19 protein-coding genes and 2 pseudogenes are annotated in these 15,393 nt (G+C 46.0%); 1 reads left to right on the forward strand and 20 read right to left on the reverse strand.

From position 1 onward, the window contains the following. Positions 1-2: 2 nt before the first annotated feature. Both E1757_RS28310 and E1757_RS28315 read right to left on the reverse strand, forming a co-directional pair. Positions 3-218: pseudogene (locus tag E1757_RS28310) on the reverse strand (FtsW/RodA/SpoVE family cell cycle protein); the annotation flags it as partial. Positions 219-309: 91 nt separating this feature from the next. Beyond that, positions 310-999, reverse strand: a complete 690-nt coding sequence (locus E1757_RS28315) for a FadR/GntR family transcriptional regulator (protein WP_133234540.1) — start codon at positions 997-999, stop codon at positions 310-312. Positions 1,000-1,132: 133 nt separating this feature from the next. Between E1757_RS28315 and E1757_RS37330 the strand changes: the two genes are divergently transcribed. Continuing rightward, complete coding sequence (locus E1757_RS37330; RefSeq protein WP_133234542.1) at positions 1,133-1,303, forward strand: FAD-binding oxidoreductase; 171 nt, start codon at positions 1,133-1,135, stop codon at positions 1,301-1,303. Between the two features lie 7 nt (positions 1,304-1,310). On the opposite strand, the gene vanX is transcribed toward E1757_RS37330, so the two are convergent. The 18 genes and pseudogenes from vanX to E1757_RS37340 form a co-directional block, all read right to left on the reverse strand. Beyond that, a complete protein-coding gene (vanX, locus tag E1757_RS28325) occupies positions 1,311-1,919 on the reverse strand; it encodes a D-Ala-D-Ala dipeptidase VanX (protein ID WP_133234544.1) in 609 nt (202 codons plus the stop codon). Positions 1,920-1,924: 5 nt separating this feature from the next. After that, the gene (gene vanA / locus E1757_RS28330) at positions 1,925-2,956 is read right to left on the reverse strand and encodes a D-alanine--(R)-lactate ligase (RefSeq protein ID WP_133234546.1); all 1,032 of its coding nucleotides are present in this window, start codon (positions 2,954-2,956) and stop codon (positions 1,925-1,927) included. Beyond that, positions 2,949-3,917 carry a D-lactate dehydrogenase VanH gene (vanH, locus tag E1757_RS28335; RefSeq protein ID WP_133234548.1) on the reverse strand — a complete coding sequence of 323 codons (969 nt, stop codon included), beginning with the start codon at positions 3,915-3,917 and terminating at the stop codon, positions 2,949-2,951. Before vanH ends, vanA begins: the two co-directional genes overlap by 8 nt. Before the next feature lie 162 nt (positions 3,918-4,079). Continuing rightward, on the reverse strand, positions 4,080-4,907 hold the full coding sequence (gene vanW / locus E1757_RS28340; protein ID WP_133234708.1) for a glycopeptide resistance accessory protein VanW: 828 nt from the start codon (positions 4,905-4,907) through the stop codon (positions 4,080-4,082). Between the two features lie 189 nt (positions 4,908-5,096). Next, on the reverse strand, positions 5,097-6,254 hold the full coding sequence (gene vanS / locus E1757_RS28345; protein WP_133234550.1) for a vancomycin resistance histidine kinase VanS: 1,158 nt from the start codon (positions 6,252-6,254) through the stop codon (positions 5,097-5,099). Continuing rightward, a complete protein-coding gene (gene vanR-A / locus E1757_RS28350) occupies positions 6,244-6,939 on the reverse strand; it encodes a vancomycin resistance response regulator transcription factor VanR-A (protein ID WP_133234552.1) in 696 nt (231 codons plus the stop codon). Before vanR-A ends, vanS begins: the two co-directional genes overlap by 11 nt. A gap of 324 nt (positions 6,940-7,263) precedes the next feature. Further along, positions 7,264-7,710, reverse strand: a complete 447-nt coding sequence (locus tag E1757_RS28355; protein ID WP_220446545.1) for a dihydrofolate reductase family protein — start codon at positions 7,708-7,710, stop codon at positions 7,264-7,266. 406 nt (positions 7,711-8,116) lie between these two features. Next, positions 8,117-8,668 carry a dihydrofolate reductase family protein gene (locus E1757_RS28360; protein ID WP_133234554.1) on the reverse strand — a complete coding sequence of 184 codons (552 nt, stop codon included), beginning with the start codon at positions 8,666-8,668 and terminating at the stop codon, positions 8,117-8,119. A 408-nt stretch (positions 8,669-9,076) separates the two neighbouring features. Further along, complete coding sequence (locus E1757_RS28365) at positions 9,077-9,352, reverse strand: EamA family transporter (RefSeq protein WP_133234556.1); 276 nt, start codon at positions 9,350-9,352, stop codon at positions 9,077-9,079. Then, positions 9,342-10,610 (reverse strand): phytoene desaturase family protein, encoded by a 1,269-nt coding sequence (locus tag E1757_RS36995; RefSeq protein WP_133234558.1) that lies wholly within the window; start codon positions 10,608-10,610, stop codon positions 9,342-9,344. The genes E1757_RS28365 and E1757_RS36995 overlap by 11 nt, the downstream gene beginning before the upstream one ends. A 69-nt stretch (positions 10,611-10,679) precedes the next feature. Then, positions 10,680-11,261: a TetR/AcrR family transcriptional regulator gene (locus tag E1757_RS28375; RefSeq protein WP_133234560.1), complete on the reverse strand. Its 582-nt coding sequence runs from the start codon at positions 11,259-11,261 to the stop codon at positions 10,680-10,682. Positions 11,262-11,458: 197 nt separating this feature from the next. Continuing rightward, positions 11,459-11,770, reverse strand: a complete 312-nt coding sequence (locus E1757_RS36695) for a hypothetical protein (RefSeq protein ID WP_246079606.1) — start codon at positions 11,768-11,770, stop codon at positions 11,459-11,461. Between the two features lies 1 nt (position 11,771). Then, positions 11,772-11,873 (reverse strand): annotated as a pseudogene (locus E1757_RS37335) (VOC family protein); the annotation flags it as partial. Between the two features lie 176 nt (positions 11,874-12,049). Then, entirely contained in the window at positions 12,050-12,478 is a 429-nt protein-coding gene (locus E1757_RS28385; RefSeq protein WP_133234564.1) for a GNAT family N-acetyltransferase, read from the reverse strand. 35 nt (positions 12,479-12,513) lie between these two features. Beyond that, a complete protein-coding gene (locus tag E1757_RS28390; protein ID WP_133234566.1) occupies positions 12,514-13,209 on the reverse strand; it encodes an HAD-IA family hydrolase in 696 nt (231 codons plus the stop codon). Between the two features lie 414 nt (positions 13,210-13,623). Beyond that, positions 13,624-14,133, reverse strand: coding sequence for an AAA family ATPase (locus tag E1757_RS28395; RefSeq protein ID WP_133234568.1), 510 nt, complete (start codon positions 14,131-14,133; stop codon positions 13,624-13,626). A 342-nt stretch (positions 14,134-14,475) separates the two neighbouring features. Then, on the reverse strand, positions 14,476-14,919 hold the full coding sequence (locus tag E1757_RS28400; RefSeq protein WP_133234570.1) for a cell wall hydrolase: 444 nt from the start codon (positions 14,917-14,919) through the stop codon (positions 14,476-14,478). A 55-nt stretch (positions 14,920-14,974) separates the two neighbouring features. Further along, positions 14,975-15,181: a barstar family protein gene (locus tag E1757_RS37340; protein ID WP_133234710.1), complete on the reverse strand. Its 207-nt coding sequence runs from the start codon at positions 15,179-15,181 to the stop codon at positions 14,975-14,977. Between the last annotated feature and the right edge of the window lie 212 nt (positions 15,182-15,393).

Genomic DNA, 15,393 nt, shown 5'->3' on the forward strand with positions numbered 1-15,393 from the left:
TGTCACCTCGAATAACGGGATATATTAAGCAGGATGCCGATCGATGTCAATATAAGCGTCAATGATGACCCTCCCGCACTTATGAGCGGCAGTGTAATGCCCGTGACCGGGTACATCCCGATCACCACGCCGATGCTAATGATGACTTTCACAGCAATCATGCCGATAATGCCAACGGCGATGAGGCTGGCGAACGTATCAGGAGCCGTAATAACAAGAGTAATATGTGTTTCAGGCAAAAAAGTTATGTAGCTGGATGCCATGGATAGTTGTATCAGTTACTATAGGGGCAGCGTACAGTGAAATGTTTCATTTTACTGACTGCAAAGCGTTCTCGACCTGGGCGAGATGCTTCGCCATCGTCGCTGCGGCCAGCTTCGGATCTCTGTCGCAGATCGCTTCGAATAGCTTCATGTGCACCTCGAACAGCTTGCCGGCCATATCCTTCCCGCTATAAAGCCACAGCCTGCGGCTATCCTTAATGGTGCGGAACATCGCCGCGGAAATGTGCGTCACAATCGTTTCCAGAATCGCGTTGTTGGATGCCTTGGCGATAGCGAGGTGAAAGTTCGTATCGTAGATCTGGCTGATCTCCTCGTTGCCGACGGCGTCCCGCATTTGTCCGATGATTTTGCCGAGCTCTTCGACGTCTTCGGCGGTGCGGTGTTTGGCGGCAAGCTCCGCCGCGCCGACCTCAAGGATCTTGCGCACCTGAAGCACCTGCGATAGTTCGGCGTTCGACGTCTGCAGCGATTCCAGCACCTCCTGCGGTTCGAGCCCGGGCTTCTTGACGTAGGTGCCGCCGCCTTGCCGCGATTCGACGAGACCGAGCGCCTTCAGATGGCTGAGCGCCTCGCGCACCGTCGACCGTCCGACGCGGTACTGCGCCGCCAATTGATCGATCGTATCGAGCTTCTCGCCCGGCTTGATCAGTCCCGCTTCGATGATGCGCCGGAGCTCGTCCGTAATGATTTCGTAATTTTTCTTTTGCAAATTCATGGCCTATCTCTCCATCCCGCAGCTTGTATCGATAATTCTACTCTCTGACAGCCATTGTCGGTGACACTTATTATATAGATACGCCGAATGAATTGTATGCGTATTCGTACGATGCGACGCCGATTTTCAATCAATGCCGGATGCGGTACTGCTGCCGGGGACGACCCAAGAGGAGGCGGGCGTGCTGCGGACGGCGAATGAATACGGCATTCCGGTCGTGCCGCGTGGCTCGGGTACGAATTTGGCGGGCGGCACCATACCGGTGCGCGGCGGCATTGTGCTGAACATGAACAAGCTTATTTAGAAAATCACTATAAAACAGGGAAATCAAAATAGCTATTGGGATATGGTTCGTTTCTTAGTACATAGTGCCACCATTCGAAGCTATATGGTTCAAACCCACTGTTTTCCATGATGGAACGCAAAAGTCTGCGATTTTGCGCTTCCATGCTTGCAATCCCTCTTGCCGCATGGTGTGAACGCTCATCCATAAAATCGAAGCTGCCTCCCATGGAAACAAGTGCCCCCGTATCTAAGTGGTAAAGCGTAAGATCAATAGCACTTCCACGACTATGACTTGATTGTGACGCCACATATCCTTTTGCAACCATCTCGGTTCGCTCGATATTCGGATAGTATTTTTCTTTTGTGAGGTTGTCTTCCGGTTGTTCGGACCAACGCAGGAAGCAATCTACCGCACGTTTGGGCCGATACCCGTCCCATAACAGCAAACCGTACCCAAGAGCCGCCGCTTGCTTCTGCACCTCCAGCAGCGCAAGGGCTACGGCATGTGTTCCCACTATTCGATTGACCACATATCCGTCTACTGGTTTCCCTGTAAAATTGTCCCATGTGGCATATTTGGCGTCCCAGCGAACACCGTGCAATATTTCATCTAAAAAAACAAATCCCTTTTCCATGCTTATCAGCCCCTTAACGCTAATTCGATCAGGCGGTCAATCAGTTCGGGAAGCGTCATACCTGCAGCGGCCATCATACGGGGATAACGGCTGTATGACGTGAAACCGGGCAGGGTATTGACTTCGTTAAGCACAATGCGGCCGTCATCTTGTAAAAACATATCAACACGGGAAAGACCTCTACAGCCGAACGCCTTATATATTTTTTTTGCCATTTCCCGTATCCGTCCTCGCTCCTCTGCCGACAAGTCTGCGGGAATGGTTATAACTGCGTTTTCAGAGCCTTTTTCCGGCTCGGCTTCCTGATGAATGCGAAAGATACCGTGCCGCAGCCTGATTTGGTCCACCTCGCCAACAATCAACTCGGAACTGTTTCCCAATACGGCACAACCGACCTCACAGCCCAAAACAGCCTGCTCAATTAAGATTTTGCTGTCATATTGTCTTGCCGATTCAATTGCGGCGTCCAATTCGTCCGCGCCATTGACTTTTGTCACGCCATAGGATGAGCCTGAACGCGCCGGTTTAACAAAAACAGGATAGGCGAACGCATCTGTCGCCGGCCTATCGTCTTTATTAATAACCCAAAATTCGGGAGTAGCTATGCCAGCATTTTTCGCAATGATGTATGCCAGCGATTTGTCCATACAAATCGCGGAGCTTTGAATATCGCAGCCCACAAAGGGGATACCGGACAATTCAAACAGACCTTGTATTGATCCATCTTCACCCGACTTGCCGTGCAAAACCGGAAATGCTACATCAACGTGGTGGATTTCATATTCATGGTTCTTTATAACAAGCAATCCGTGCATTTTTTTATCCGGTGAGAGCACGGCTGAATAGCAAATGCCGTTTTCCCATTCCGCGCACGGTTTTTCGCACATTTTCCAAACACCGGATTTCGTAATTCCAATGTATAACGGCTCGTACTTTTCGTTGTCAATGTTAGCGGCGATCTCACTTGCGGATTTTACCGACACATCATGCTCCTCCGAGCAACCGCCAAACAGGATTGCAACTTTTACTCTATCCATGCGCCAGGCTCCTTTCAAAATCCAAACAGTTCTTAATTGTTTTTTCAACGGTATCACGCAACGCCTGTTCGGTATAATAAGCCGTATGCGGCGTGATTATCACGTTCGGCATCCTTTGAAGTTTCAGTAAAAATTCATTATCAATTAGTTTTTGTGTGCAATCAAAGTAGAAAAGCCCTTCCTCTCCCTCCAATACATCCAATGCGGCGCCGCCCAGTTTTCCGTTTTCCAATGCTTTAACCAGCGCATCGGTATCTACAAGCGCACCGCGCCCTGTATTGATAATAAACGCGCCTTGCTTCATTCCCCTTATTTGTTCGTGGCCGATGATATGGCGCGTATCCGCATTGAGCGGCACATGAAGCGTAACGATATCGCTATTTTGCAACAACGCATCAAACGGGGCATAGTTTGCCTCTACTTTTTGGCTGCGATCATAAGCCAGCACATGACATCCAAATCCCCGCAGCCGCTCAATAACCGCTTTGCCTATATGGCCGGTTCCCAGCACGCCGACTGTCATGTCGCGCAGTACCTTGCCACGGACGCTGTCCAGCCTGAAATCATGTTTTTCCACAGAGCGCTCAATAGATTTCGCGTTGCGTACTGCCATAAGCATCAGCATCATGGTATAATCGGCAACGCTATCCGGCGAATACGCCACATTGCCGACAGCGATACCCATTCTCTTAGCGGCAGTTGTATCTATATGATTGCAGCCGATGCTTCGGGTAGAGATATATTTCACGCCGGCTCTTTTCAGCGCAAGAAGAATAGACGCGGAAACCTCGGATTTGTGTCCTACGCTGATACATCGATTGCAAGGGGCTGATATGGCGTTGTCTTCCGACACGGGGGCGTTAATTATCGAGGGCATAACGCCAAAGCGTGGCGAAAGGGCACGGAATGCATCTGCTTCATCCTGCTCGCATCCATAAAAGGTAATGCCGATGTTATTCATAATTAAGACCATTCCTTTCTACGAAAGGCACCAATAAGAAATGAAACGGGGATGCCGATCGCAGTAAATTGAAATATATGAAGAGGAGTGATAAGTTACAGGCAGAGTGACGGCAAACTACAGAGCACGCGGAGATGAGTGGCGAAACGGATTGCCGTTACCCTATATTTTCGGCTCCTTAATTTCCACATTCTCTGGCAGGGGATAGCGGATTTCACATTTGTTGGTGTAAAACAGCTTCTGCCCTGTTATTTCGCAGGTATCCGCGTCAATTTCCGCTCTCTCAACCTTGACGTATTCATAAATCCCGCCGCTTTCGCGGGAATACTCAATGCCGCCGTTTGCAACTCTGTACAGAACTTGGGGCCGCTTGTCCACGAACACCGTCCCTATGATGTTTTCATCATCGAACGCCACTGAAATTTGATATGTACAATCGGTATCGTTTCGCGCCTTTAAGTCAATCCATCCCTCGTAGATTGTTGCGTCCACCCCTTTGATTTCGTCACTGTTTGGTTCGGGAAACTCCTTGACCTCGTGGCCGCTCCGCTCGGTGACCGTCAGCGGCGTGTGCAGGAACATCCAAAACAGCAGGTTGCTCATTTGACACAAGCCGCCGCCCGGCGCGGTAGTGAGTTTGCCATTTGTCACCGTAAGACCGTCTTTATAGGGAATATGCTTGTCCGCATGGCGTACAAGCCACCAAAAGGAAAAGGTTTCACCCGGTCTTATCAAAAGGCCGTTCAGTGTCTTTGCCGCCAGCTTCAGGTTAAACACCTTGTTTTTTTGATATGCCATATCAAAGCCGGTATGGCCGTTGTATAAGGCGCAGCCCGTTTCAAAAAGCTTATAAGGAAGCTCCTTCCCGTCAATGGTTTCCGCGTAGCGGCGACCATCAAACCGCATCCCGGCATAAAAACACATCTTCCGCTGCATTACCCTGACCGGCAACAGGAAAGGGAATATTTGTGTCACTCTTTTTCTACCCATGTGAGCACCTGCCTTGTATTTTAATCCACGCATAACTTGTCATATCCTTCTCTGGCGAAACGAAAAAAGCTCTTTCTTACGGTTTAAGTCTACCGCATAAGAACGAGCCATTTTTTAATATTAAATTGTTAATTTCCTAAGAAAAAGTAGTGGGACCTTGAGATTTTCCTAAGAAACGATGTTCATTTCTTAAGAACTCCTTTTATCAACCAAGTCTGGCAAGGCCGGAAGCTCTACCGTGAACGTCGTGTAGTTATCATTGCTTTCCGCGTAAATCTGCCCGCCATGCTGAACAATGATTTCTTTTGCAATCGCCAATCCAAGTCCCGCGCCGCCCGTATCGGAAGAACGAGCATCGTCCAGCCTGTAAAACTTTTCAAATATGGCAGCGAGCTTATTTTTGGGGATGCTTCCGGCGTTCTTGAAAACGATGGACACCACATCCCCGGAGAGGCCCGCCGTAATGTCAATGAAGCTGTCGTCCTCGCAGTATGCAGCGGCGTTTTTCAAAATGTTGTTAAAGACCCTCGCCAGCTTATCGGGGTCGCCGAATACGGTCAAATCCTCGGAAGCATGGATAACCGCCTGTTTTCCATTCGAGGCAAGCTGGGGATAAAATTCATCGGTCATCTGCAACAGCATATAGTATAGGTCTATGTGCTTTTTCGTGAGCGTAATCGTTTGGAGGTTATACCGCGTAATCTCAAAAAACTCGTCGATTAGCTGTTCGAGGCGATACGCTTTGTCCAACGTGATATGCACATACTTTGCCTTTTGCTCTACCGGCATGTCTGGCGCCTCGTCAAGCAGGCTCAGATAACCGATAACGGATGTAAGGGGCGTTTTAATATCATGCGCCAAGTACATAACAACGTTATTTTTTCTTTGTTCGGCCAGCTTTGCATCCTGCTCTCGCTTTTCCAGAGTTCGTTTTAATGTGCCCAGCTTCTGTTCCATGAACTCCATTTCCGTAGAAAGCTCAATTTGTTTATCTTCGTTCTGAATAAGTATATCAATGCCGGTATTTATCTCGTCAAAGTATTTTGCAAATTTTGAAAGCATGACGCGACATAGAATAAGAATACTAATGGCAATCGCCACATAAATAAAGATTTCCATATTATTCCGTATGGTATACTGATATATTGTCATCGCGTCCTGACGCTCTAAGTTAAAACTGTTTTCCAAAAAACGTACGCTCCACTCCCCAAGTGCTTGCTGCAGGATAAATAAACGCAAAAACGACACGAATACAATTGATGCCATAACAATCACAAGAATATACAGGTAGAGTTTTCGTGTTAGTTTGGAATAATCGGTTTTTTTATTCTTATTTTTATTTTTCAACCTTATAGCCAACCCCCCATACCGTTTTTATATACTTTGGATTATCAATGGCGTCATTCATTTTTTTGCGCAGATGCCGGATATGCACGGTGATGGTGTTGTTGCTCTTGCTGAAATATTCGTCGCCCCATATCTCATGAAATAACTGCTCGGAGCTAACCACATTCCCCTTGTTTTCACAGAGGATGCGCAGGATTGAAAATTCAGTAGGTGTAAGGGATAGAGGTTTTTCGTTCAAAAAACACTCGTGCGTATTAATATCAATGACAAGGCCAGAGTGGACAATAACATTTTCACTTTGCACCACAGCTCCGCTGTATTTCTTGTAGCGGCGTAGTTGCGCCTTGACCCGCGCAATTAACTCCAGCGGGCGAAAGGGTTTCGTTATATAATCGTCCGCGCCGATTGTTAGCCCTGTAATTTTATCTACCTCCGTATCTTTCGCGGTCAGCATGATAATTGGATAGGTGTGCTTGTCCCGTATCTTTTGGCAAATAGTGAGACCGCTCGAACCGGGAAGCATTATATCCAGTATGGCAAGGTCAAGCTCGGTCTTATCGATACATTCCAACGCTTCTTTGGCAGTATAGTATTTGAAAACCGTATAATTCTCGTTTTTCAAGTATAGCTCAACCAAATCGGCAATTTCGCGTTCATCGTCCACAATGAGAACTTTAGCGCACATGATTTTCATCTCCTTTCAGACAGAACCCAACATCCTACTATTTTACTAAATTCGGTAACTATATTTATGATTTCTCGCATGAGAAATTATTAAGATTTTCATAAGGACCAGTTCTTGTCATTGTGTTTTGACAAGAACTTGATATCATAAAATATAAAGCCGCATAATCAGCGGCTTCTAATGTTACTATGTTCTTGTCACACGACAACAGTCGCCAGTGATTGCATTCCGGAATCAAACCTACCCAGAATGTTCAGGTCAATTCCAAAGGGTTTGATGCTATGTTTTGATGAGGAGGAGATGAATTTCACTCTAGCGTCGCGGTCAGACGGTCACGCGGTAGTGAAGCTGAACAATGCCGCTGCGGAAGCGGCGCTCACCGAGCAGCTCGAGCCGCATGAGGAGGTTGTCCGGCAATGCTCGCTTACCTCCACCCAAGACGATCGGATTAAGAAGCAGATGACACTCGTCGATCAGTCCCGCGCTCATCGCCTGCCCAGCAAGCTCGGGGCCGGTAATCGAAATATCGGCTCCTGAGGACTCCTTCAGCCTCCGGATCGCATCAGGATCGAATTCGCGCTCGATCCTAGTTCTGGCGCTTGAAACCGCCTGAAGCGTCCGGGAATACACGATCTTCTCAGCCGCTCGCCAAATCTGTGCGAATTCCCGCACTACCTCCGGTTGATCGCCGCTGGTGCTCGTCGTCTCCCAGTACACCATCGACTCGTACATTCGACTCGTACATTCGACGCCCGTAGAGATAGGTGCCAATCGTCCGCTGGAAGTCAGTCCAGAACGCATACGTCTCTTCATCGGAGATCCCCCAATCGATATTGCCGTGCTCGTTCTCTATGTACCCGTCCAATGATATGTTAGCAGCGTAGATCAGTTTAGCCATTTCAATAACACCCTCCAATTTTCAGTTTCCAACGAGACCAAGGTCTGCTTGTTCTGCCATTTCAGATGGTGACGAACTCGTTTATTGAGCAAATTTATACAAAGAAACATCCTTTTTTATAATAACACATATTGGAAGAATTTTGCCCGTTGACTTAACCAACGGGCGCCAGTCTATTACGCTAGTATGTTTAATATGGGCCGACAAATGTTTGCCGGCTACATCTTGTGCTCGTATTATTCGTCTGGCAGTGCCAAGCCGCGGTTATCAGCCAGGCAGTCAACGAGCGGGTGTGTAGCGGAGCAGCACGACGCCAGAGCCGAAAGGGATGGTCCCGGTCAGCTTCAGGTCCAGTCGATCACGAATTCCACCCAACAATTGAGGACCACGTCCGGCAACGATGGGCTGTACCAGGAAGTGATACTCATCCACCAATCCCAGTTGTGCCAGGTTGGAACCGAGGCCGGGACCGCCGTTAACGAGTAAGTTCTTCCCTTCTGCCATAAGCTGTGGCACCTCCTCAGAAACAGGCCCTTTCAATAAGAAAGAGTTCTGCCACGATACTTGATCCAGCGTCCGCGAGACCACGTACTTGGGTTTCCGATCGAGCTTGCGTGCGAAGTCGACCAAGAATTGAGGTCCGGCGCCGCTGCTGGCTATGGCTGGCCAGGCACTTTCCATCAACTGATAGATTTCGCGTCCAAAAAGCAGACCGTCGGACTGGTCCATCATGTCCACCGAATACTGGTGGAGCTCCTCATCTGCAATCACCTGCGTATGGTCACAGCAACCGTCCAGCGTCACATTCATTTGCAGGATTAAACGTCCCATATTCAACCTCTTACTGTCTATATTTTATCAAAGAATAGCAGGCCCGGTTTCTTATAGATTGCTAATGTGCTTACTTTGGACCTTCCCGTTATGTTAATGCTACGTTCACTATCCATCTCTGTTATGGTCAAATCTTTTTCAAAAATACTTAACTCCTCTCTGACTTGCTTAAATAATTGATTTTTCTTTTTGGCAGAAATTATTTTGAGAGGTAACGGGATGTTATATTTCTACAGCCTCCAAAGTTTAAATTCTAAAAGACTATCATTATTTGACATTTTTTTGTTCAAGCTAGTTTTGCGGATGCCGCTAGTCGGTCAGCCTTTTTCTGCCCCAAAAGATTTGTTCCGATCACTCCAGCGATAATAAATACTGAACCGAGTAGATGGTACCAGGCTATATTCTCTTTCAGGACCCAGGCATAAAAAATCCAATCGGATACATGCTTGCCAGCAGCAACAATTGATGCAGCGGCTTGCCTCGGTAGTTCAGCTTGAACAAACTACACGCTGCCATGATGGAGAGGATGACAAACGCTGCGGAAAATCGAAATGTCAAGGAATCGATTGGACTTGTGTAGTCAAGCGTCGTTTTGACGAACATGAACGAGATTCCGATGAAGACAGCGTTTAATACAGCTAGCAAATAGGCGAACTTCATGCCAGTTGATTCGTTAATTTGCATAGCGAAGCACCTCTTCGGCGGCTTGTTTGGCGCTTGCGATGCCCGCATCTGCAAGTCGTCCCTCTGCTCCTACCCAATCACCGGCGACATATAGACCCAGAACCTCCGGAACGACCGGACCTGGAGCCGGACCTGCCCCATTGTGGTGTATTGTATGTGAATCGTAGCCTACGAGAACATTAGGAGAAAAACGCATGGCAACGACTTCCTTCTCCCAGCCAGGCTCCAGAAGGTCCATGAGATCGGTCAGCGCCTTCTCATCCGCCCTTGCATCTCTCAAATTATTGTTATCGTTATACCTCATTGCATGCAGTACAAGTGAGCCGTTGTCACTCAGTGTGACAGGTCCAGAATGCTTCGAGAAGTAGAGAGGTTCATCTAACCCGAGCGCAAACACTCGCTCCGGGCAAGGGAATTGTTTCAAAGCCACATCCAGGCATGCGGCATAGAGAGGCCGCGATTCTTCTTTCCATCTGCCGACTGACATCCGCTCTGCACCTTGCACGAATCGGCATACTTCATGCGGTCCCGTTGCCGCGATGACGGCTGATACCTTGATTTCAGAATCATCCGACAGCTTAACTCCTTTGAGGCGTCCGTTCTCGATCAGGATTTGCTCGACACCATTACCTACAACAATAGCAGCGCCGGCTTTGGCAGCCGCATCGCGCAAATCGTCTACAACTGTCTGCCAGCCCCCCTCTACATAACGTACGCCTTTACCAGCGAGCTGACCTTGCCGGAGCACGAATCCAGCGCTTAGTACTCCCATATCATCGCAGTAGGACCATTGTCGGCACATCGCAAGGAAGAAGAGACGAACACGTTCTTGACGAATGTTTAGGTTTGCCCATTCTTCTAGACTGATCGATCGAATCGATTCGGTTTCGATTTGATTCAATCCGCCCATCAGGCTGCTCCACTCCCTATTTTCTTCCGGGGTTAAATCGCTCGGCAACTCTAAAATTCTCCCCTGTAAAATCCCGATCATGCTGCCCTTGGACGCATAGCCTCCCTTTGGCAGGCAGCCGAGCTCAACTAGAATGCGAAGCGCTGCCCCTCCTTCATACATAGCATGAGGACCGAGGTTAAATAGCGCACCATTCATCTTTGTCGTTTGGGCAAGACCTCCCAGCCTGCTTTCTTTTTCAAAAACGATTACGGATTTCCCTGCCCTTGCCAAATAAACGGCTGCCGTCAGCCCGGTAAGTCCCCCGCCGATCACGGCGGCATCATAAATGTTCTTTTCTAATGTCATCCTAATCATCCTCTCCATATAATAATGACAGTCAGTAAGTACTTACTGACATATAGGTAAAAATATTTGCTAGGTGCTAAAAGCCCTAGCAAATATTTTTACGCTCTCTTGCATGAAAGGTTCCAACTCGATATTCGGATAGTTCTTGCCGGCTTCCAAATCATTGACGAATGCACCATATTGCGACATCATGAACGTAAACGCTTGAATCCTTGGATTTGTGCAGATCATTTTCCTTTTCTCAGCCATAGCGATAAAGTAGTTCGTCAGAAATTCTAGAAGTTGCAGCGGGTGCTGCTGCATCCGTTCTTTAAAACCGGGCAATTGAGCCTTGGTGCTGATCTGAATCAACTTCCGGTTGCGGTTCATGATTTCATGGTATGTCCTGCAGACAGTAAGCAGGTCAATCTCCAACTCCCAAACCAGCTTCTCCTCGAAAAATTTCCGCATCTCTTCGGCATAGTGAAACCGGTCAATGGCGGATTCAAGGAGTTTCTGTTTGCTGCCGAAATGGCGAAATAGCGTCTTTTCGCTTAGACCGGCGGCCGTGGCGATCTCCTGTGTAGTGACGCCATTGTAGCCCTTCTCCGAGATCAAATTGATTGCAGCGAGTAACAGCCTGTCGCTAACCCCCAACTTACTGTCATCCATTTTCAAAATCCTCTCATCAAGCATGTGACTGTCAGTGGTTACTGACCTTAGAATATACCACTTCCATCCAGCAGTCAAGATAAGCTTTGTAGGCAGTAAATCATTCCGTTATCCTGCCCGTTACTTCATTAAAAATCAGAAAGCTGTGGCTATCTGCTCATTACACAATCGTACCCGTTTAGCTTAATGAATGCCAATTAAACTTGACCATGATGGATGATGTTGCATGCCGAAAAAATATTCCCATCAGGGTCACTAAAACCAAAGCCCCTCAAACCTTCGCCTATATTATAGTTAAGTTTTCCAACATTGACGTCTTGACCCGATAAGAACTTATGAAACCGAACTAAGTCAAGTACATAAAAATCAATCACACTGTGTCTGATGTTTGTGTTTGTGTTGAGAAATCCTAATTTGTTGCTGACATCTTTCGTTTGACACAAAAACAGCGTTGGAACGCCACTTGTTGCTTCCTTGTAAATGCAACATCGCATCTGTCTTTGTTTCATGTACGACTCTTGTGCCAAGATTCCTGCAGTACCATTCAATCGATTTCTTAAGATCTGAAACAGGAATTTCTATAGTAGCAATTCGAGGAACAATTCTCCACATGACATCATCATGAAACCAGTCATATTTCGGTAATTTTTTTATTCAGTTGTACCTCTATGCATAATACATCCGCAATAATGATTCAACTATTCTGCCCTTTCTGAACAAAGGCAGCCGATCGTCGTGATCGGCTGCCTTCGTGTCTTCATTGCGCTATCGTATCCCTTTAAGCTGAATTAGAGATATTTTTTAAACCCTTTACTAACCAATCCGTCATATCCTTCTCGTTCGAAGAACTGATGAGCTCTTTCACGGGTTGAATTGCTTAGAAGCATAATCCGATGACAATTTATAGACCTACAATACTCTTCAACATATTGTAAAAGTTGTTGTCCAATACTCTTACTTCGATGATTCTCATGAACAATAATATTCTCGACAACTCCATACGGTCTTGTCCCATGCAACGCTTGGATACAAATATTTAGCGTCACTGTCCCCAATATTGCACTGCCATCATCAAAAACAAATAGAAAGTTATTAGGGTCACTTCTGATTCTATCAATTTGTTCTTCGAGAACATTCATTTTCTTACTATTTGGTACTAACATACGATAGAGCTCCCACAGTTGGTTTTTATCAGATCGTTCAGCTTCACGAATCATATCAATATCAACTCCTATACAGCCTCTTGTAATTATTACAACCCCAAAATTGTGACAAGATCTAAAAGATTTCTAATATTATATTTGAGTTTAATGTCATTAGAAACCTCTATATTTTGGCGGTTATAAAAGCAGAAGTCGATTTCTGAATTCATTGCACCATGATAGTCATCTTGTAATGAATCCCCAATAAATAGGACTTCATTGTTACTTAAACTAAAGTCACTTAAAGCAATATTAAATATTTCTTTATTAGGTTTCCTTATGCCTACTTCATCCGATATAACAATGGACTTAAAAATATCATGTATTTTCCCAGCCTTAAGCCTCTTTCTTTGAGATTCACTTACTCCATTTGTAATAATACCTAATTGAAATTTAGCCATTAAAATAGGCAGTATCTCTTCTGCTCCATCTTCAAAAATGCAAGTATTACAAAAATAATTCCAGTAAGTGTCTGATAACTTACTATGAAGTGCCTCCTCCAGATCAAGAGTGTCTCTAAATGAAAATCTCAATACATCACCTATTGTTTTTACTTCACCGCCATTTACAAAATCCATCCAATGACGGAAATTATGTTCCGAAAAAGATCTCCAAAACAAATTCCATTGGATTACGTCATCAATAAAGAGGTTGTGGTCATTACAGGTTTTCCTCATTGATTCAGTTTCAGACAAACTATAATTTAATAACGTATTGTCCAAATCAAAAATAACTGCTTTATACATTTTTTTATCCTCGATTATTGTAGTTTGTAGAGTGTTCTTAGTGAAAATCAGTTAGTTTTGTTAATGAATTCTTCAGACAATTCCATATTTCCTTTTTTAGAGTAATTTTTTACGCAATTCTGCCCTTTTGCTTAATGAAGCAGCTCGATCGATCCCGCGGCGGACTCATGATCTTACTTTAACGGGTTCCGTTTTGGAGGAGAAAATGTGAATTTACCTTCCAATTTACATACGATTTTGCTCGGCAAATAACACTGAATTGTTTCTGTAATTAACAAAGCTAAATGACGTGCCGATTAGCACGCCATTTAGCTTGCATTCAAAGTTTCTTGATATTGAACTAAGCCCCCGCAGTGGATGGGACTATTCGTATCCAGGTGCACCGGTGTATTGGGCTGTCCGTGAGCGACCGAGTTACTGTCGTTGGCGTTTATTTGCTTCGCTTTGACGGACGATCTCGTCAACAACGTGCGCGATCGGTGCGGTGGCATCGATTATAATTCCGTTTTTCGGAATGTCTTCTTTCGTTTGGTGCAATCGCGCAATGAGTTCCCGTTCCGTTTTCTTTCCGCCCCACTCATTTTCCGGTCGCTCGTCAAGCCGCCGGTTCAATGTGTCAAGGTCGACCTCGAGGACAAACACGCCGTCAAATAGATCTATGAATTTCGAAAAGTTCCTAGAACCACCGCAGAAAAATGTTACCGCCTCATCCTGGTTGGCGACCAAAGCTTTTACTTTATCTACATGCCATATGTGGTGCTCGTGCGTGACGCCATCCGTCCGTGTACCAGTTTCTGGATCGCCTTGATAAGCCAATTCACGGTCACCATTAATGGCATGGTAGCCGCGCCGCTGCAATTCTTTGCAGACCGAAGTTTTGCCGGTGCCGGAAACGCCTTCAATCAGATAATTCCTAATGCCCATGGTTAGACCCTCCATTTAACTGGATAAGCACAATATATTGGATGTCTATCTGTCGCTAAACTGCCCGTTAGTTTAATCTCTAACCCGACAACAACTTATTCTCCACCCATCATGGTTTTCCTTTTTTTAACCTTCTTTCCCGTTCGTTAAACAGGCTGCCGACTGGCAAAGCTCGTTGGCAATCGGACAATGTTCTTGTCATTGACAAATGACAAGAACTTGATCCGATAATAAATAAAGCCTGCAATTCAAGCAGGCCTCATTCGGCTAATGTTCTTGTCATCCGATACTTGGCTGTGACAAGTCAGGTTAAGAGATCCTGAGCTCTTTTCGTTTATAAAATTAAAACGTATTATATACATTTTCACATTCTTCCGCGGTCGGTTCATAAAAACAGTGCTTCTTGTATCGTCCTACGAGCGGCTGATTATACCAAGTTGGCGGACATGGTCCGGGATTTTCGAACGTTCCTGGACGGAAATACCATAGGGAGAATTTGGCTGGCCAATTCCGCTCCCCATTCACAGCCCGTTGCGCCAGACGGCGTTCCCTCTCTCTTGCGTTTTGATAGTACAAACCATGTTGCAACGCTTCGAACGCATGCGGCTGGTTGATCATTTGGGGAATTGTCCGGAGTCCTTTAAAATCGGAGCAATTCGCTCTTATTCGGTTAATGCCAACATTTCCAACAAGGACCATACCCATTTCGCCTTCGGTCTCAGCTTCAGCTCGAAGCAACCTTGCCAACATATCAATATCCTGTTTCCTGGCTTTTACGACTGCCATTGGCTCACCTCTTTAGATTTCCTAAACTCATCATATTGTAGGTGAAGCGAATGTGTTACTCTAAGGGAGGAACTAAGCCGAAATCTCCACATAAACAATCTTCAAAACCATTCAGACAAGCTCCATAATAACCAAAAGGACCATTTACTGCTTCTCCAAGGGCAATGTAAAAGGTCTCCACGTCCTGGATAAGCTCTCCATCAATTGTGTTAACTTGTTCTTTACTTCTTATTGTATGAAATTTGTGAATGCTTAAACGTATAACCTGTGACCAAGCACGTTTCTCCTCAAGCGTGCAGCCTACCCATTGTCCAAGTTCGTTAGGGTTGTCACTTAACCACTTTCATCGTCAATAATGGAAAATTTATAGCCCATAGATCACCTCCATCATCAATGCAACATCATTTTACCATGCTTACCTTTCCTTAGTTCAACAAAAAACAGCCGATCGGAATGGCATGCTGCCGAGGTTGA

The sequence above is a fragment of the Paenibacillus piri genome, assembly GCF_004354045.1.
GTDB lineage: Bacteria > Bacillota > Bacilli > Paenibacillales > NBRC-103111 > Paenibacillus_S > Paenibacillus_S piri.

Bases quoted from the DNA above. Each gene is read 5' to 3' on its own strand.
- E1757_RS28315 (WP_133234540.1), bottom strand. From the start codon at position 999: ATGAATTTGCAAAAGAAAAATTACGAAATCATTACGGACGAGCTCCGG.
- E1757_RS37330 (WP_133234542.1), top strand. From the start codon at position 1,133: ATGCCGGATGCGGTACTGCTGCCGGGGACGACCCAAGAGGAGGCGGGC.
- vanX (WP_133234544.1), bottom strand. From the start codon at position 1,919: ATGGAAAAGGGATTTGTTTTTTTAGATGAAATATTGCACGGTGTTCGC.
- vanA (WP_133234546.1), bottom strand. From the start codon at position 2,956: ATGGATAGAGTAAAAGTTGCAATCCTGTTTGGCGGTTGCTCGGAGGAG.
- vanH (WP_133234548.1), bottom strand. From the start codon at position 3,917: ATGAATAACATCGGCATTACCTTTTATGGATGCGAGCAGGATGAAGCA.
- vanW (WP_133234708.1), bottom strand. From the start codon at position 4,907: ATGGGTAGAAAAAGAGTGACACAAATATTCCCTTTCCTGTTGCCGGTC.
- vanR-A (WP_133234552.1), bottom strand. From the start codon at position 6,939: ATGTGCGCTAAAGTTCTCATTGTGGACGATGAACGCGAAATTGCCGAT.
- E1757_RS28360 (WP_133234554.1), bottom strand. From the start codon at position 8,668: ATGGGACGTTTAATCCTGCAAATGAATGTGACGCTGGACGGTTGCTGT.
- E1757_RS28365 (WP_133234556.1), bottom strand. From the start codon at position 9,352: ATGCAAATTAACGAATCAACTGGCATGAAGTTCGCCTATTTGCTAGCT.
- E1757_RS36995 (WP_133234558.1), bottom strand. From the start codon at position 10,610: ATGACATTAGAAAAGAACATTTATGATGCCGCCGTGATCGGCGGGGGA.
- E1757_RS28375 (WP_133234560.1), bottom strand. From the start codon at position 11,261: ATGGATGACAGTAAGTTGGGGGTTAGCGACAGGCTGTTACTCGCTGCA.
- E1757_RS36695 (WP_246079606.1), bottom strand. From the start codon at position 11,770: ATGAAACAAAGACAGATGCGATGTTGCATTTACAAGGAAGCAACAAGT.
- E1757_RS28385 (WP_133234564.1), bottom strand. From the start codon at position 12,478: ATGATTCGTGAAGCTGAACGATCTGATAAAAACCAACTGTGGGAGCTC.
- E1757_RS28390 (WP_133234566.1), bottom strand. From the start codon at position 13,209: ATGTATAAAGCAGTTATTTTTGATTTGGACAATACGTTATTAAATTAT.
- E1757_RS28395 (WP_133234568.1), bottom strand. From the start codon at position 14,133: ATGGGCATTAGGAATTATCTGATTGAAGGCGTTTCCGGCACCGGCAAA.
- E1757_RS28400 (WP_133234570.1), bottom strand. From the start codon at position 14,919: ATGGCAGTCGTAAAAGCCAGGAAACAGGATATTGATATGTTGGCAAGG.